Source organism: Klebsiella sp. FDAARGOS_511 (assembly GCF_003812845.1).
GTDB classification, from domain to species: domain Bacteria; phylum Pseudomonadota; class Gammaproteobacteria; order Enterobacterales; family Enterobacteriaceae; genus Klebsiella; species Klebsiella grimontii.
Map to the genome: position 1 here is coordinate 4,363,482 of NZ_CP033824.1, position 16,043 is coordinate 4,379,524.

The following is a 16,043-nucleotide window of genomic DNA, read 5'->3' on the forward strand; positions in this document are numbered from 1 at the left end:
CCCACCCCAAATCCCGCACTTCTCTCCCTTACCCTTAAAGGCCTTTAAAGGCCCTTTAGCGAGCTTTTGCGGGCGTAGCATTATTCGAGCCAAAGTTGGCTAAAATCCGGCCATCCCAGCGTATTTAAATCCCGCCAGGTAAATGACTTCTCGGTCGCAAATTCCATCCAGTGATGCAGCAAAGGAATGACATATCGCTGATGGGTCATCTCATGGAAAAAGGCGGCAATGGTGGCGAAGGCCTGTTCATCATCGCTGTTCAGAATAGTCGGCAACAGGGCGTTCAGGTTTTGTCGCTGGGTTTCAGGCAGTCGCGTAAATAGCGTGGTGGACGCCAGCCATTCCAGAAATGCCGGAACCGAAAGGGTATCGAGCATAAAGTTGCTGAGCCAGATATCCGCAGGGGGGCGCGGCTGGCTGTTAAAGCGGTCAAATGCGTCGATCCGTATTTCGGCGCGAATATGCCAGCGCTCAAGCTGGCGGCGAATCGCTCCGGCAAGCTCCACCAGTTCCGGCTGCTGAAAGGTGCTGATGATCACCGGCTGACGCAGGTTAAACGGCGCGGTGATCCCGCCAAAATCCACCGGGCGGTGGTTCCACTGCGGCAGCATGCCCTGAGCAACCCAAAGGATGCGCGCATATTCGTCGGGAAGCTGCGTCTGGCTGAGGAGTTCGACAGGTTGCAGCAGGTAATTGATAAACCGTCTTCCGGCTTCATCCGCAAAGGCCCCGTCATTGTCGAGCAGCACAAAGCAGCACCCCTGCTCTAGACTACGCTCGTTGAGCGGGCGGTCATCCTGCGCCTCCTCGCCCCGCAGCAGGGGAATAAAGCTCATGCTGATATGCTCCGGAGCCCAGGTGAAAATGGTGATCTCATCCAGTCCGGGCCGCGCCTGGTGCCAGTGTTGATTGCGCCGCAAAACCATAAAGTTGTCGCTGTGTTCCTGCAGGTGGAAAGCGCCAGTACAGCGGATGTGGCCGTGCTGGTAATCGAATAGCATCGTCGGCTGGGTGGCGAGCAGGCAGTCGAGCCGCATGACTGGATGATGTGTTTCAATCACCAGATGCCAGGGGGCGTCAGCGGTGATGGTTTTGATTGGTCTGATAAGCGGCGCGAACTGCGGGCTTTGGCTGGCGGCGAGCAGGCAGCGCTGAACGGCACTGGCATCAAGTTCGCTGCCATCAGCAAAGCGGGCGGTGGATTTCAGCCAGAACTCCCAGCGGGTAAAGTCGTCGTTGTGGGTCCAGTAGTGGGCGATATCGGGAACGATCCTGCCCTGAACGGCGTCATAGCGCGTCAGCCCGCTCAGGCATTGGCGCAGGAGATGGCGTTCGGTCCGCCGTAGGGGAACGAGCGGATTAAGCGGATCCAGATTGCGATAGTAGGGGATGCGCACCCGCGTTTCGCTGCTTTTATCCTGTACCCCAAAGCGCCACAGGCTCAGGCGATCCAGCAGATACTTGTCGTTGCCGATAAACCGCAGCACGTTGCCGTAATCCTGCTTCTCCAGCAGCTTATTGACGTTCTGGCTGAACAGCTTTTCCGGCGAGGTTAACAGATGGAGCCGTGAGCGCTTGCCGCGTCCGCGCTGCGGCTGCCAGTCGAGCCATTTTTCCTGATGCATCTTTTTCAGCGCAATACGGCAATTACGCACCGAACAGCCGAAGATGGCGGCGATCTCCTGCATCTGTAATTCGTGCGTCTGGCCTGCGCTGTAGCGGGCGTGCAGCCTGCGAAAATGCGCCTCGAAGATACTCATGTGATGGCCTCCCACCGAACGTGATTTCCTCTTTTATCCCTTTCTGATGGCTTCTGGCGTGATTGTCCTCATAAATTTTCCGGTTTTAAGCGAAAACCGGAAATAACTTTCGTCTTTGATTGCTGTTTTTTTAATCACATCCGGTTCGGATACTGAAGGTGTTCGGAGCAGAACCTGCTGTTGTGCGAATCCCTGTCATAAAGACGCGCTCAGGAGATCGAGATGAAAAGATTCAACCTTCTGCAAATGTTACAAAGCATTGGGCGATCGTTAATGATCCCCATTGCCATGCTGCCTGCCGCTGGTATTTTGCTGGCCTTCGGCGTCAGCTTTCAGGACCCCAATATTGTCGCCAGCCTGCCGTTTCTCGGCGCTGACTGGCTGGTTCACGTGCTGAAGCTGATGGCGGAAGCGGGCAGCGCGATTTTCGCCAACCTGCCGCTGCTGTTTGCGGTCGGCGTGGCGGTAGGGCTTAGTGACGATCAGGGGATTGCCGGGTTGTCGGCGATCGCCGGTTTTCTGATTATGAACGTCACCATCGGCCAGTTTCTGGGGATCACGCCCGAGTCGGTGGCGCAGGTGCGTGACTACACGATGGTGCTGGGCATCCCTTCGCTCCAGACCGGCGTGTTTGGCGGCATCATTATCGGGATTATCGCCGCCTGGTTGTATAAACGGTATTACCGCATCCCGCTTCCGTCATGGCTGGAGTTCTTTTCCGGCAAGCGCTTCGTGCCGATAGTCACTTCCTTCGCCGCGCTGTTTGTCGGGCTGGTGATGGCGGTGGTCTGGCCGCCGGTTCAGCATCTGATTAATGGCCTGTCGAATACCATGACGGTGCAGGGGCCAGGCGTGTCCGCTTTCCTGTTTGGTTTTGTCGAGCGACTGCTGATCCCGTTTGGTCTTAATCATGTCTGGTGGCCGACGTTCTGGCTGCAGTTTGGCGAGTACGTAAACAAGGCCGGGCAGGTGGTGCATGGTGACCAGCTTATCTTCTTTGCCCAGTTGAAAGACCAGGTGCCGATTACCGCCGGAACCTTTATGGCCGGGTTGACGCCCATCAAAATGTTCTGCATTCCGGCGATTGCGCTGGCGATCTACCGCTGTGCCAGCCCGGAAAACAAAGCGCGGGTGAAGGGCATTATGCTCTCTGGCGCGATCACCTCCATTGTTTGCGGCATCACCGAGCCGATTGAGTTCTCCTTCCTGTTTGTTGCGCCCGTGCTGTATGGCATTCACGCCGTCTTAGCGGGTCTGGTGTTCCTGTTGATGGAGTGGTTCAGCGTGCACATCGGGCTCTCTTTCTCCGGCGGACTTATCGACTATCTGTTCTTTGGCGTCCTGCCGCGCGCGCCTCACTGGTACATGGTGTTCCCGGTCGGGCTGGTGATGGGCGCGCTGTACTACGTCCTGTTTACCTTTGCCATCCGCCGCTGGAATTTGCTGACGCCGGGGCGTGAAGTCGAAGAAAGCGCTGTGGCGCAGGAAAATGAACAGAATGACCTGGTGAGCGGCATCATCCTGGCCTATGGCGGATTGGGGAATATGACCAGCATCGAAGCGTGCATGTCACGTCTGCGCATTGACGTGACGGATAAGACGCTGGTGGACAAGGCGCTGCTGAAACAGCTTGGTGCGGCGGGCGTCGTCGAGGTCGGGAACAACATCCAGAGCGTATTTGGTATGAAATCCGAACGGCTGAAAGAAGCGATCCGCGCAGCTAACGCGTATACACAGGAGGCAAAATGAAACAGCTACACCACAGCGGCCTGCCGCTGTATCTCGATGATGATGGCGTAATGGCGCTGAAACCCCCGCTGAACTATCTCGGCTTTGGCCGCAAAAGCGCCGGGCAGATGGCGGTGGTTTTACCGGAGTTCACCGAAGCGCAGCGTGATGAACCGACTTACGATGTTTATCGCGGGCTCAGTTTTGCGGAGGATCAGGAACGGCTTGCTGCCGACCAGTACCAATATGACATCACCATCATCATGCCGGGAACGATCGGCAAGGAGCGCAAGAAAACCAGCGGTCATTATCACGGCTATAACGACACGCGGCGCAACACCCATCCGGAAGTGTACGAAGTGATTAAGGGCACGGCGGCGTATATCCTGCAAAAGTCGCCGGATTTTGCCGTTGAACCAAAAGATCTGCTGGTGGACGATCTTATCGTGGCGGTGGTGAAGGAGGGGCAGAGCATTATCGTGCCGCCGAATTACGGCCACTGCTCCATCAATATCGGCGACGGGCCGCTGGTATTCAGCAACCTGGCCTATAAACCCTGCGCGGTTCACTACGACACGGTGCAGTTTTACCACGGTATGGCCTGCTACATCGTGGAAGAGAACGGGCAGCTCTGCGTGCGCAATAATCACTACTACCCGCGTATTCCGCGCATCAAATTCGCCACCGTCAAAGAGAACCCGCATCTTGGCATCACCTTCGATACGCCGCTTTACCAACGCTACCGCGCCGCACCGGAACGTTTTCATTTTCTGGGGCATGTCGATAACTATGTCCGGGAAATCATGGGGATGCTCGAGTATCAGGGTAATTTATTCCCGCTCTGTCAGGAGGACGCATGATGGAAACGCAATCTGTTGCAGGCGTTGCCTGTAGCGACCTGAATCAGGCGATGTCGCGGATTGATGGCGCTGCGCTGGCACGTCTGGAGCAGGCCATCGCTGAAGCGAACGCGATATTTGTTTTTGGCGCAGGGCGTTCGCTGTTAATGCTGAAAGCTCTGGCGATGCGCCTGATGCATATCGGCCTGAAGGTGCATGTTGTCGGCGATGTGGTCACGCCTGCGCTGCAAAAAGGCGACCTGCTGCTGCTGGCCAGCGCATCGGGCGAAACGGCTTCGCTGGTGAATGTGGCAGCGAAAGCGAAGAAGCTGGGCGGCACCGTGGCCCTGCTGACCATTTTCCCCGAGTCCACGTTGGGGAATCTGGCGGATGTGGTGGTCAGGATCCCGGCCTATTCCGACAAACTGCCGGATGGGCCAGAGAATGTGAAAGGCATTCTGCCCGGCGGCAGCTTGTTTGAAGAGGCGGTCATGGTGCTGGGTGACGCCATGATAGTGATTCTGGCGCAGTCGACGGGATATCGCTTAACCAAAGGTTTTGCGCTGCACGCCAACCTCGAATAAATCATTCGATACAAGGAAACCAACATGAAATTACAGCTTGCCCTGGACGAGTTAACCCTGCCTGAAGCGCTGGTATTTATTGATAAGGTGGTTGATGACGTTGATATTATTGAAGTGGGTACACCTTTTCTTATTCGGGAAGGCGTGAATGCGATTAAAGCCATTAAAGAGAAATACCCACATAAGGAAGTGCTGGCGGATGCGAAAATTATGGATGGCGGCCATTTTGAGTCGCAGCTGCTTTACGATGCCGGGGCAGACTATGTCACGGTGTTAGGCGTGACCGACGTGCTGACGATCCAGTCCTGCATTCGAGCAGCGAAAGAGGCTGGAAAGCAGGTGGTGGTGGATATGATCTGCGTCGACGATCTCCCCACGCGGGTTCGCCTGCTGGAGGAGGCAGGCGCGGATATGCTGGCGGTACACACGGGCACCGACCAGCAGGCGGCGGGGCGCAAGCCGATAGATGATTTAATAACGATGCTGAAGGCGCGCCGGAAAGCACGGATTGCCGTAGCAGGCGGCATCAGTAGCCAGACGGTGAAAGACTATGCGCTGTTAGGCCCGGATGTTGTGATTGTGGGATCTGCGATCACGCATTCGGCGGATCCGGCGGATGAAGCGAGGAAGATTTCACAGGTGTTGTTGCAGCATCACTGAGATTAGTCGAACAGAGCGGCATCTGGCGCGATTGTGTGCCAGATGTCGGAATATTGAATCCCACAGCATTGATCCTGATGTCCTGCTGACTTCCACGCTGGCAACGCACGATCGTGACTCCGGCAGCATTGCCATCAGGATGGCTGTTGACACTTATATCAATCTGCGGGCTGATGCTCTGCCTGAAAATATTGCAGATGATGCGACACGATGGGTGGTCCTTGCCATGCTGAAAAGAGCATTTTGACAGGGGGGAAATCTACACTCCGGTCGTTTACACGGCCAGAGTGTAGAAGTATCACGGAAAATGCATCCAATAGCCAAATCCTGAGATGAACATCACTCTTTAGTTACTTAAATCCATGCTAAAGCCAGGTCCAGATGCCTAGGACTGGGAAAATTTCAAATGTCGGCTGAGTGCGAGAAGTGGACGTAGCAAGCCTCACGTTATGTTAATTTATAAAGTGCATATCAGTCTCACGGCAAATATCTAAGGGCAAACCCCTTTTCCTTCTTTTGTTTTTGATGTATAAATACTATTCTCTTCATTCGAATCATGCTTTCAGCAAAAAACCTTTCAACTTATCTATTTATAAACATAACTAAGAGAATACTACAAATGGACTTAGGTGAAATTGCGATAAAAAATTCTGGCTGGATTTGGAGTACATTAAGAGAGGCAAAAAAACTAAGCTATCAAATTGGAGAGGAGTCAATAACTGACTTTCTTGTGCTTAATATAAAAAAATGGGGTAGGGGAAAAATTATTATTAATACGTTTACCCGCCACAAAGAATCAGTGAATGGCTCCGACTGGGAGTGGTGGTTTACAGGTCAAAGTGGTAAATGGTTAGGCATGCGTATTCAAGCAAAAGTTCTCAACTTAAATTCTGAGAAATATGAGCACCTTCATCACACAAATAAAAATGGGCATCAAGTTGATCTTCTCATTGCGGATGCCAAGAAATATGACCTTATTCCCTTGTATTGCATGTATACAAACTGGAAATCGGGGAGTTATAAAGTTAATTGGGAGTGTAAAACCTACAAACGTAGTATCCTTCATTATGGGGCAGCAATTCTTAATCCTCTTAAAGTAAAACATCTCCAGCAAAATAGAGCAAACCATTTAACTGATGTTATTGATGATTTAAGACCGATGCATTGTTTGTTCTGCTGCAAAGGCTTCTCGCAAGGGGATCTTCCTGAAAGGGCTCTGGAATGGTTAAGTGGCGTTGGTCTCCTAATTGAGCAAGACGCTCCTTCACTTGAGTATTTTATAAAGGATGCACCACCATACTATGTCACTCAAATGTTAGAGGGAGGTATACAAGAAGATGTTATCGATTTACATGATGATAGGCTCAAGCGTGTGACAATTTTCAACTTAGTAGGTGAATAAAATGATTGTCACTACTGCCAGGCATTATGAATTCATGCCACAATATCTTGGCCGTGATCGTTCAACAATTGAGAACGAAGCCGCAATCATACTGGAAGCCAAATAGTATGCGGACGTACATCGTTCAAAATTGGCTAAGAAATACAGCCGGCCTACTGTTAGGGAAGGGCTGCAAGTTAAACTGAGTATCGCAAGGAGGGATAATGAGCACTAATAGCGCCAAAGATAATGTGATAACAACGCCGAAAGAGCTGGGTAAAGCTATTAAGGAAGATCGAGATACGATTACAATTGAAGGTAGTTTAGCTAAAACTACGGTGAAAATTCATGCGACAGGAAAAGTTGCATGGGCTATAGCATTTGCAGCCATCGGTATTGCGGTAGTTGCCGCCATGGCAACTTTAGCTACCGGAGGAACCAGTGCTCCAGCTACCGGTACTACTGCTGCATTATCTGCTGGGGGAGCAGCGGCTATCCTCGGCAGTTCGGCAACAAGTGCAGCAATCTATATTGCTATTGCAGCAGGTGGTGTAGGCGCTTTAACGAAGCTTCGTCGTTATAAAGTAGTAGAAAAAAGTGACTCGAGATTAGTCTTAAAAAAAGGTTGATAGATATTAAAAATTTGAGTGTCCGGAGGCTATAAATATTGGTTTCCCTTTGTTTTTCTTATGCACCACTGTCAAATTAGAATATTTCTGCCTTATCAGCGAGCAACTGGTAGTACAAGCTGGTTGCTCAAAAATGTACCATTTTAACTACCGCTACATTGGATTAATTCGCTCTCCTTAGTAGTGAAAACTATTTCCAACTTCTGCTCCTGGCTAAAATCTGACCATATTTTCTAATGATTCCTGCGCTTTATCTGGTTTGCAGGGTTAAGGGCTTTACCAGTCTGACATAGCAGACAGGTACAGCCCTTGAAGTTATGGCTTTATCGGGCGTTCAGGTTTCCCGCTCTCCAGGCTGCGGTGTACCGCCTCACAAATACGGCTGACCGCCAGTCCGTCCACCGCGGTGACCGGGTAAGGCGCTTTATGTATGACCGCCCGCACAAAATCATTGATCGGGTCGATACCAAAACCGCTGGCAACGCCGTTGCGGTAGTTGATGAAATAGCTGTTGGGCGTGAGCGTCATGCCCGGCGTGGTGATTTCCAGCCCGCGATGCTGCGAGGTGCTGCGAATATAGGTTGCCTCGCAGAGGATATCGATACGCCCGTCGTTGTCCTTCGGAAAGCCCTCCGGCAGCACCCACGAGTTTTCCACCACCCACGAACTGCCGTCGGCCATCGTCAGCAGGCTCTGCACGCTGTCGAAGGTGTCGAGGCCGCATTCGACCATCAGCCGTTTCTGCCCGACGGCATACACCGACACCACCTCCTGACCGGAAAGATGGCGTACCAGGTCAAAGCAGTGTGAGCCGAGAAACCACACCGGGGAGCTTGCGCCCGCCCAGTCCAGCCACTCCGTCGGGACGCTAATCACATCGTCCATGCTGATATGGCCGCGCAGGATGCGCCCGGCTTCTGGTCTCTCCAGTTCAGCCTTAATGCGCATCACTGCCGGGTCCCAGCGTTTGTGGAAATCGACGCCGACCAGCAGGTCCCGCTGCTGCGCCATCTCCACGATAAGCTCGCATTCGCGTACCGAGGTGGCGAGGGGCTTTTCCGCCAGCACGTGTTTGCCGTAGCGCAGCGCGGTGAGGATGGATTCGGTGTGGTACGGGTCTGGCGTCGCCACCGAGACCACGTCGATGGCTTCCTCCTGCAGAAGAACGTCCAGCCGGGTATAGCCCATCACGCCGTATGACATGGCAAGGTCGTCGCAGCGCTCTGTGTCGGTGTCGCAGATGGCGACCAGCACCGTGTCCGGGTTATGGCGGTACGCGTTCATATGGTGTTTGCCGTAGATACCCGCGCCGACCACGGCGGCTCTGATTTTGTTCATGATGATGTCCTCAGAATAAGCCCAGGGAAAACAGCCAGCCGACTATTACCGCAAGCGGCCCGGTTAACTGGCGTGAGAGCAGAAAGGCAGGGACGCCCTTCGCGATGGTCTCCGGTTTTGCCTCCTGCATGGAAAGACCTACCGGCACGAAGTCGCAGCCGACCTGCACGTTGATGGCAAACAGCGCAGGCAGGGCGAAGGCCGGAGATATCGTACCCGCGCCAATCTGGGTACCAATCATCACGCCAATCACCTGCGAGATGGCCGCGCCCGGTCCGAGCACCGGGGAGAGGAACGGAATGCCACAGATGAGCGACAGCAGCACCAGTCCCAACAGCGAGTTCGCCAGCGGGGTCAGGGCGTGGGCAATCAGGCTGCCGAGTGCGGTCTCCTGCACCAGGGCTATCAGCAGCGAGACAAAAGCCATAAACGGGATGACGTTGCGCAGCGACACATCCACCGCCTCACGACTGGCGGCGAACAGCAGGGCGATAACGTGGCCGACGGCGGTGCCGGTCTGCTCGACCATGTGCACCAGCTTCTCTGTGCCACGCGGAGGTGGCGGCGTAGTGATAACCCGTGGTGCAGCGACAGGTATGGAATCCGGTTCACCGTCCGGAGCTTCGGCGGTATCCACCAGAACTAGTTGCTCCATCGTCACGCCGGAAACGTAGTTATCCTCGCTAATAAACTGCGCCAGCGGCCCGGCGCGCCAGGTGGGGAGCACGTTGATGGTCGGGATACCCTTCTGCGGATACAGGCCGCATCGCAGGGACCCGGCGCAGTTAATCACCACGCACAGGATGTCGTTATCAGGCGGGATATCGGCGAAGCCGTTCACCACTTCCGATTCGGTGAGTGCACCAATTTCTATCGCCACCGGATGAATCTCGCGTCCGGTCAGCGACAGTACCTTTTTGCCGCTGCCAACGGGCAGCCACAGTCCTTTACCGTATCCGCCGGGACCGGGAGGAATAAGCACCGTATTCATGGCCGTCCCTCCTCTATCACCAGATTGCCGTGGAGGTCGCGCAGGTTCGGCACCGGGCCGGGGAGATGAATCGCGCCGACATGGCAGGGATTCAGGTCACCATTGAACACCAGATTCAGGTGGCCGAGTTCAAACAGCGCCTGCTGTGCCCCCTTGCCGACGGCAGTCACCAGATAGTCGTGCTCCGCCAGCATCAGGCGGTCGCCGGGCAGTATCATCAGGCTCTCTTCCCGGAACGACGGCTCCAGCGACAGCGAGTAATCGAGGCAGTCCTTCGGCCCGTTGCTGTCGAAGGTGATGAGCATTTTGTCGGTCAGGCCGTCGGCGACAAACAGTCCGATGGCAGTAATACGTGCGCAGTAAATCATCATGGCGCATCCCCCCGTTTGCTGAGCCGCAGGAACAGGTACTCGGTGATAATCCCGCGTATCAGGCCAATCACCATGGCGGCCGCGATATAGCGCAGCGCCAGTGAAGTAACGGGCAGGCCGAGCGCCTTAACCCCGGCTGCCACGCCGAGCCAGACGAACAGCTCCGACGGCACCACGTGGGGAAACAGGCTGGTGAGGGGATGGGCGGTGGTGCCGAGCGCATCTTCATAGCCGGGTTTGCTCTTCTCTGGCAAAAGCTTGCCTAAAGTGAGCGCGCCGGGACTGCTCATAAAGAACCAGCCGAGTACCGGCAGCACGCCGTAGGTGAGAATGCGCGAGCGGCCGAGCAGGGCGGCGATTTTCTCCATTCTGACGGTGCCGACCAGCTTCATCAGGAAGTTGATGGCCAGCAACAGGCAGATGAGCATCGGGATAAGCCCGGTCATCATGTCGAGGAAGATTTTGCCTGCGGTCTGGAATACATGAATAAACGCCTCAGCGAGGCTGACTGTCCACATAAGGAGTCCTCCGGGTAAAAGGCCCGGAGCGCACAGACTTATCGGACAGAGGTTAAGACATGACAGGCGTAAGCGTCTGGGGCTCCGGTAATGGCGATAAACAGCTGTGATTCATACTGCTTTCTTTGTTATCCCCGCTTGTGGCGTGTTTTTGTGAACTGAGCGGTTTTCAGGACGAGCGAATGCGTGGCAATTCAGCCCTGAGTATGCGATGCTCAGCAGTTGGGTTTGCAGAGGGTGATAGTCTGCAATTTGTACAGATAAGTTATCACATGATTTTGTGAATTTAAAGATCTGTTTTTCACAATATATTGTGAATTTGATTTTGTTGAATTCAACAAAATCAATTGATTACTGATTAGTGGCGTCTAATGTCTAAAAAAGATAATCAATTTTTTGATCAAGATAACAATTTTCAGTTTGGCACTCGCCTTGCCGAAGCGATGTCGTTATCTGAAGACACAGTCAGTTCTCTGGTAGATAAAACCGGTATTCCCAATTCAACCATTCGAAGCTATCTGAAGGGAGAATCCGTTCCCGGGATCATGCAACTTCGGAAGATAGCTGTTGGTATGGGCATCAAAGCGGGATGGTTTTTAGGTGATGATGAAGAGTTTGCCAGTCCAAAGGACGGAATATCAGAAATTGAAAAGGATCTTGAGCTGCTCAATAACCTGTTCAAATACATGGCCCCTGTACAGCGAGGGCGGGTACTGAAACGCGTTCTGGCAAGTGTGGCGCGTCAGATCGACCATAATGTTGAAGGTGACAATAATACTGAGCAATAGAACTAACGATCGCTATCAGTCTGTATCTCTCATGGCTTTTGCCCTTTAAGGGCAGGCCCGTTCCCCTTATTCTCCCTTCCTTTCAGCCTTTGTCTTTTCAGTCCCTTTCGCCATTTTCATTCCTTCTGTTTTTGAGGTGGTACAGGTGGGACAAGTGGTACAACCGCGCCAGCCGTGGCTTTGCGCTGTACCACCTCAAAAATGCCAGTCTGAAAAGTGGGACAGATTCAGCAACGGCTGTCCCATCCTGTACCACTTTTTTTAAACCAAATTCTCTAAGGTGGGACGCTGTAACCCGCGCCAGCCCTGCGTGTACCACTTGTCCCACCCTGTACCACCTTTTTTTAAGACACGCGAGATTGTACTCAGATACTGAGGATGCGGGAGGTGAGCCGGTAAACCCTGGCTTTGCCGATCTCCGGCAGGCGAACCTGCGACTGGTATTTCCCGTCGCTGCCGGGCAGCAGGCATTCCGCTTCCAGACATAATCTGGCCGCTCTGGCGGGACTGAATCCCCGGCATATTTCCCGCCAGCCCTCCGGCAGGATGTGAAACAGTGTGTGCTCTTCACCCGTCAGCGGATCTTTTTCCACCCGGCGAAAGCCCACCATATTCAGCGGGCGGTCCGGGCCGTCCCACGAGGCAAAACGGCTGTACTGGTGCGCGGTAATGAACCGCTTGATCTGCGCCAGCACGCCTTCATCCTCCTGGTTAGCAATATGGCCGCGTTCGTTCAGCCAGGCGTGCAGGCAGATCTGGACCGCCTCATACGCCGTGCCTTCCTGCCAGCCCGTGATGCCCTGCAGCGTCGCCATCTCTCCGGCCACCGCCAGCAGGGCAAAACGGGCCACGATGCGCTGCACCTGGTTTCCGGCATTCTCCGGCATCAGGACCGTCTGGTAGCGGCGAAGTAACTCTCTTGCCAGCGTGGTGCTGGCGTCCTGGTCGTGGGTGAGGAAGGCCAGCCAGGCACGAAAAGCGGTACCGTGGAAGCGGGCTACTCGGTCGCAGAGGGCATCGGCGAACTGCTGGCCGCTGGCAAAGCCGTGTAGCTGCTCAAACGCGCCATGCTGCCCGGTGTCGCTGGGGATTTGTACCATGCGCACGTCCATTCCGGCGTAGAGGCGCTCTCCGGCGCGTTCGGTGTGTTCCGCCAGCGACAGCTCCCCGGTGGAGAACAGAAGCAGCGTCCAGTGTCTGCGGTTACGTACTTCGCCATCGGTGCGGGCGCGCCCCTTTCCCTGGCCGTTCGCCAGCATATAGGCAATCATTCCGGCTTCCCGCGGGTCCACTTCGCGCAGTTCATCGAGCGGCAGCAGGGCATCATTGTGTCGGCTGGCAATTCCTTCCAACGCATTCCCGGTGGCCCGCCAGGAGTGCCAGTAGTCCGTGCCGCCACACACGGAGGCGGCCACCTTCATCACCGTGGTTTTGCCGTCGGTGGACTCACCGCGCAGATGAAAGCCTCCGCCGCCCGTTCCGGTCAGGCGCAGCAACGGGGCGGCCAGTGCACAGCAGAGGGCAAAGGCCAGCCGTGAGTTACCTGCACAGAGCGCGGCGACCTGTTCCTGCCATTCCGCCAGCGTACCGGACTGTGCAAAGCCGCCGGTCAGGTAGTGGCTGCCCTGAAGGATGACATTGTCGCCACCGGGACCGATAACCTCATCCGGCAGCACGTACACGCCGTTGTGCCAGCCGGTTTTCTCCACACAGGTGACCCGGCGTCCGGGGAGTGACCGTGAGATGTATTCGCACAGCAGGCTGCGCAGGGCGGGGCGGGTGGAGATATAGGTCAGGCCGTTCTCCAGCAGGATGCGCCGCAGCTCCTCGCCGTTACCGCTGAGCATCGCCATCGGCATGGCCCAGCGCCGTAACTGCCCGGTGGTGGTGTGCCATTCCAGCAGGCGGCCATAGCTGCCGTCATGGCTGTCGCAGGTGATAGCGGTGACGCGCAGAGGGGAACAGATGCGCTGGGGCTGGACGTCGCTTTCGCCGTCGCGTCGTTCGGTGAGCTTGTCAAACCACAGCGCCTCTTCATCGAGGCGGAAGTGATCCGGCAAGATGTCGGAAGGCCTTTCCTGTCGCAGGCGTGCAAGCTGACTGCTCCAGTTCTCCAGTAACTCACCGTCAGGGGTCATCAGTCGGGCCATCTGCACATCCGCATGTGCCAGTTTTACGGCGATTTTCAGCAACTCCTCTTCGCGGATATCGCCTGTGCGAAGTACCCGGACGTAGAGCGTGTCGGGCCTGATTATGGTCAGGTTGTCCAGTTCGGCCAGTTCATTCGGGCCGAGCACCACCGGAGGAACATCATCTTCCCGGTTGGGATCTTTTCGCCAGGCGCGTGAGGTGTCCCATGCCAGGCTTCCGGCAAGGATCACCACTTCGAGCGTGCGGTCCGGAGACTGCTTACAGAGAAAAGGAGCGCGTTTCATGATGGGGTATCGGTCGGCTCATCCCTGAGCATGGATTAACGGATGGCGGCGCGGCGCTGTTGCCACTGGCGGATTTCAGCAGCATCGAAAACCACCAGTCGGGAAGAGAGGTGGACGGGGCGGGGAAAATCGGTGTCTTTAATCAGGCGGTAAACTGACGATTCGCTCATCGCCAGAAACTGGACCAGCTGCCGCATACGCACGTTACCGCTTTCGGGAAAAGCATCGTTACTGTCAACACGGGTTTTCATGATTGCACCTCACGGGAACAGAGTGTCGAGGCGGTTATAGCGCGGAACGGCGGAGGGGAGGTATAGGTCCGGGTGAAAAAGTGGAGTCCGGATAGAAAGTAATGAGTCCGGAAATGTTTTATTTGCTGCCTGAACTGATGGTTTTTCAATAAATAATTGAAAATAAATGATTTTATTTTCTCTTGCTCAATCAGAGTACTGCAAGCTGAGGTTAACGAATGGCAACGCACGACTACAAACACTTCACAATAGCTGTCGCTATCCCACTGTCAGTCCTGGGCAAGGAGCGGTTGTTAGGGCTACAAGATGTTGTGATTAAGTGCAGGTTATGGACTTCCTGATCACGATGCCTTCTAACTAGTCAGTCGCTGGCTTAGAATTGATAACCAGGTGAGCAATCGTGTCTCTCGTGGAGTTTTTAAACGGGATGCCGACGGATTTAGCCCGCTTACTAATGCTGGAATGAGCCGGACAACGAAGCGGGAGATTCATCAGAGGGGAAATGACAAGTTCAGAATAACGTTGCGGGTCCCCCCCGCGAAGCAGTTTTTGGGTCATCGTACCATGCCTGAATGCTTGACTCATCAAGCCGAAATGTCAGCGACCACGATTGACGAGTGCCTTGATGAAGGTGCACAATTCATTGATTTTAAACGTTTTTTTGCCATGATGTAACGCTACAAGAACGGAATTTGGTGATCTGATCCTGACATCTGCCAAAAGTTCGATTTATTCAACAAGGCCCTTTCCACTTGTAATCTCATACAAAATTTCATCTTTTGCTATATCAGTTATAAAAATCCCAGTATATCATTTGCCTAATGACATCTGTCTTATAAGGACATGCCATACCCGTGTCCGACTTAATTGCTTGACTAAAATCTCAAAATTTATACTGAATAAATGCTCTATCTTAAGGAAATTATCAGTGAAGGTATCTGATTGGATTCAACAAAACATTCAACACTCAGCACCACTTGAACCTGATACACTCGAGGTAGTATCCGACTTCACTCTTATGTGGTCAATTTTTGAGGCTTCAGAAGCTCATAATGAGAATGTTGTAGATCGGATTGGGGTTCTTTCAAAACGAGTCGCAAGGGAAATGCCAACAGATGCGATCGACTCCCAGTTAGCATATTGGTCTAAACGCTATATACATGAAAGCGGTGAACCAACAGAGCATTTCCATTACCTATATTTTAGAGAAGCTTCGCAAATTGAGAAATCACTTGATGTACTGATAAATAAAGAAACTTCTTTTGAAGATAAAATAGAAGTGTGTCTCTTAATTGTCTATAGATATCGAAATAATTTATTTCACGGTATCAAGGACATCACGTTGTTAAATGATCAGGTAGAAAACCTTCGGAACGCAATTGAATTGCTACAAATAATTATGCCATATAGCGGGAGATATCTTTTTCTCGGAGCCTAATTAGCTATACGAAGCAGAGGAGTCTATTTCAATTATAATCTAAGTAGACTCACTTCCATAGATGCCTTGACTGGTCGATGGATTTCAGGATTTCGTTATGGATTCATTGGTCACCGGACGTAGGATAAAGCTCCTTATCTGCGTGGATGATTTTACGAAGAAGTGCCTGGCGGTCATTATTGCCTTTCGGATTTCAGGCGTGCAGGTCATGCATTTTCTGGACAGTATTTCGCAGTTTAAGTTGACCACTACAACATCAGGCTTGCGATGTGATGCTTTTTCGCAGCCACCACATGTCATTAAATGGCACGTATAGCGGTATTAGGTGCGGC

15 protein-coding genes and 3 pseudogenes are annotated in these 16,043 nt (G+C 53.5%); 10 read left to right on the plus strand and 8 right to left on the minus strand.

Annotated elements, in window-relative coordinates; translation table 11 throughout:
• Positions 1-80 precede the first annotated feature (80 nt).
• Positions 81-1,760 (minus strand): SgrR family transcriptional regulator, encoded by a 1,680-nt coding sequence (locus EGY08_RS22120; RefSeq protein ID WP_123828908.1) that lies wholly within the window; start codon positions 1,758-1,760, stop codon positions 81-83.
• A gap of 222 nt (positions 1,761-1,982) precedes the next feature.
• Between EGY08_RS22120 and ptsG the strand changes: the two genes are divergently transcribed.
• The 7 genes and pseudogenes from ptsG to EGY08_RS22155 all read left to right on the plus strand — a co-directional run bounded on the left by ptsG (position 1,983) and on the right by EGY08_RS22155 (position 7,581).
• On the plus strand, positions 1,983-3,509 hold the full coding sequence (ptsG, locus tag EGY08_RS22125; protein WP_123828909.1) for a glucose-specific PTS transporter subunit IIBC: 1,527 nt from the start codon (positions 1,983-1,985) through the stop codon (positions 3,507-3,509).
• Positions 3,506-4,348, plus strand: a complete 843-nt coding sequence (locus EGY08_RS22130) for a glucose-6-phosphate isomerase family protein (RefSeq protein ID WP_123828910.1) — start codon at positions 3,506-3,508, stop codon at positions 4,346-4,348. Before ptsG ends, EGY08_RS22130 begins: the two co-directional genes overlap by 4 nt.
• Positions 4,348-4,911 (plus strand): 6-phospho-3-hexuloisomerase, encoded by a 564-nt coding sequence (gene hxlB, locus EGY08_RS22135; RefSeq protein WP_123829443.1) that lies wholly within the window; start codon positions 4,348-4,350, stop codon positions 4,909-4,911. Before EGY08_RS22130 ends, hxlB begins: the two co-directional genes overlap by 1 nt.
• Before the next feature lie 24 nt (positions 4,912-4,935).
• Positions 4,936-5,571, plus strand: a complete 636-nt coding sequence (gene hxlA / locus EGY08_RS22140) for a 3-hexulose-6-phosphate synthase (RefSeq protein WP_123828911.1) — start codon at positions 4,936-4,938, stop codon at positions 5,569-5,571.
• A 46-nt stretch (positions 5,572-5,617) separates the two neighbouring features.
• Positions 5,618-5,818, plus strand: a pseudogene (locus EGY08_RS31125) (nucleotidyltransferase domain-containing protein); the annotation flags it as partial.
• 372 nt (positions 5,819-6,190) lie between these two features.
• A complete protein-coding gene (locus EGY08_RS22150) occupies positions 6,191-6,973 on the plus strand; it encodes a DUF6615 family protein (protein WP_123828912.1) in 783 nt (260 codons plus the stop codon).
• Between the two features lie 203 nt (positions 6,974-7,176).
• The gene (locus EGY08_RS22155; RefSeq protein WP_045354513.1) at positions 7,177-7,581 is read left to right on the plus strand and encodes a hypothetical protein; all 405 of its coding nucleotides are present in this window, start codon (positions 7,177-7,179) and stop codon (positions 7,579-7,581) included.
• A 315-nt stretch (positions 7,582-7,896) separates the two neighbouring features.
• Here the strand turns inward: EGY08_RS22155 and EGY08_RS22160 are convergent, their stop codons facing one another.
• Genes EGY08_RS22160 through EGY08_RS22175 form a run of 4 tightly spaced genes read right to left on the minus strand, consistent with a single transcriptional unit; the run spans position 7,897 to position 10,799 of the window.
• Positions 7,897-8,919 (minus strand): Gfo/Idh/MocA family protein, encoded by a 1,023-nt coding sequence (locus EGY08_RS22160; RefSeq protein ID WP_123828913.1) that lies wholly within the window; start codon positions 8,917-8,919, stop codon positions 7,897-7,899.
• A 10-nt stretch (positions 8,920-8,929) separates the two neighbouring features.
• Complete coding sequence (locus EGY08_RS22165; RefSeq protein ID WP_123828914.1) at positions 8,930-9,910, minus strand: PTS glucitol/sorbitol transporter subunit IIB; 981 nt, start codon at positions 9,908-9,910, stop codon at positions 8,930-8,932.
• Positions 9,907-10,281: a PTS glucitol/sorbitol transporter subunit IIA gene (locus EGY08_RS22170; RefSeq protein WP_123828915.1), complete on the minus strand. Its 375-nt coding sequence runs from the start codon at positions 10,279-10,281 to the stop codon at positions 9,907-9,909. Before EGY08_RS22170 ends, EGY08_RS22165 begins: the two co-directional genes overlap by 4 nt.
• Complete coding sequence (locus EGY08_RS22175) at positions 10,278-10,799, minus strand: PTS glucitol/sorbitol transporter subunit IIC (protein ID WP_123828916.1); 522 nt, start codon at positions 10,797-10,799, stop codon at positions 10,278-10,280. Before EGY08_RS22175 ends, EGY08_RS22170 begins: the two co-directional genes overlap by 4 nt.
• A gap of 371 nt (positions 10,800-11,170) precedes the next feature.
• Here EGY08_RS22175 and EGY08_RS22185 point away from each other — a divergent pair, with 371 nt between their 5' ends.
• On the plus strand, positions 11,171-11,587 hold the full coding sequence (locus tag EGY08_RS22185; RefSeq protein ID WP_123828917.1) for a helix-turn-helix domain-containing protein: 417 nt from the start codon (positions 11,171-11,173) through the stop codon (positions 11,585-11,587).
• A gap of 365 nt (positions 11,588-11,952) precedes the next feature.
• Here the strand turns inward: EGY08_RS22185 and EGY08_RS22195 are convergent, their stop codons facing one another.
• The 3 genes and pseudogenes from EGY08_RS22195 to EGY08_RS31130 all read right to left on the minus strand — a co-directional run.
• Positions 11,953-14,022, minus strand: coding sequence for a DUF927 domain-containing protein (locus tag EGY08_RS22195; RefSeq protein WP_123828918.1), 2,070 nt, complete (start codon positions 14,020-14,022; stop codon positions 11,953-11,955).
• 35 nt (positions 14,023-14,057) lie between these two features.
• Positions 14,058-14,273: an AlpA family transcriptional regulator gene (locus EGY08_RS22200; protein WP_123828919.1), complete on the minus strand. Its 216-nt coding sequence runs from the start codon at positions 14,271-14,273 to the stop codon at positions 14,058-14,060.
• Between the two features lie 375 nt (positions 14,274-14,648).
• Positions 14,649-14,978, minus strand: a pseudogene (locus EGY08_RS31130) (hypothetical protein); the annotation flags it as partial.
• Positions 14,979-15,201: 223 nt separating this feature from the next.
• Between EGY08_RS31130 and EGY08_RS22210 the strand changes: the two are divergent.
• Complete coding sequence (locus tag EGY08_RS22210; RefSeq protein WP_117077281.1) at positions 15,202-15,711, plus strand: hypothetical protein; 510 nt, start codon at positions 15,202-15,204, stop codon at positions 15,709-15,711.
• Positions 15,712-15,799: 88 nt separating this feature from the next.
• Positions 15,800-15,952 (plus strand): annotated as a pseudogene (locus EGY08_RS22215) (IS3 family transposase); the annotation flags it as partial.
• Positions 15,953-16,043: the final 91 nt, after the last annotated feature.

What these genes read in the sequence shown, in the direction of transcription:
- EGY08_RS22200 (WP_123828919.1), bottom strand. Translation starts at nt 14,273, where the DNA reads ATGAAAACCCGTGTTGACAGTAACGATGCTTTTCCCGAAAGCGGTAAC.
- hxlB (WP_123829443.1), top strand. Translation starts at nt 4,348, where the DNA reads ATGGAAACGCAATCTGTTGCAGGCGTTGCCTGTAGCGACCTGAATCAG.
- EGY08_RS22170 (WP_123828915.1), bottom strand. Translation starts at nt 10,281, where the DNA reads ATGATGATTTACTGCGCACGTATTACTGCCATCGGACTGTTTGTCGCC.
- EGY08_RS22120 (WP_123828908.1), bottom strand. Translation starts at nt 1,760, where the DNA reads ATGAGTATCTTCGAGGCGCATTTTCGCAGGCTGCACGCCCGCTACAGC.
- EGY08_RS22150 (WP_123828912.1), top strand. Translation starts at nt 6,191, where the DNA reads ATGGACTTAGGTGAAATTGCGATAAAAAATTCTGGCTGGATTTGGAGT.
- EGY08_RS22185 (WP_123828917.1), top strand. Translation starts at nt 11,171, where the DNA reads ATGTCTAAAAAAGATAATCAATTTTTTGATCAAGATAACAATTTTCAG.
- EGY08_RS22195 (WP_123828918.1), bottom strand. Translation starts at nt 14,022, where the DNA reads ATGAAACGCGCTCCTTTTCTCTGTAAGCAGTCTCCGGACCGCACGCTC.
- hxlA (WP_123828911.1), top strand. Translation starts at nt 4,936, where the DNA reads ATGAAATTACAGCTTGCCCTGGACGAGTTAACCCTGCCTGAAGCGCTG.
- EGY08_RS22160 (WP_123828913.1), bottom strand. Translation starts at nt 8,919, where the DNA reads ATGAACAAAATCAGAGCCGCCGTGGTCGGCGCGGGTATCTACGGCAAA.
- EGY08_RS22175 (WP_123828916.1), bottom strand. Translation starts at nt 10,799, where the DNA reads ATGTGGACAGTCAGCCTCGCTGAGGCGTTTATTCATGTATTCCAGACC.
- EGY08_RS22130 (WP_123828910.1), top strand. Translation starts at nt 3,506, where the DNA reads ATGAAACAGCTACACCACAGCGGCCTGCCGCTGTATCTCGATGATGAT.
- EGY08_RS22155 (WP_045354513.1), top strand. Translation starts at nt 7,177, where the DNA reads ATGAGCACTAATAGCGCCAAAGATAATGTGATAACAACGCCGAAAGAG.
- EGY08_RS22165 (WP_123828914.1), bottom strand. Translation starts at nt 9,910, where the DNA reads ATGAATACGGTGCTTATTCCTCCCGGTCCCGGCGGATACGGTAAAGGA.
- ptsG (WP_123828909.1), top strand. Translation starts at nt 1,983, where the DNA reads ATGAAAAGATTCAACCTTCTGCAAATGTTACAAAGCATTGGGCGATCG.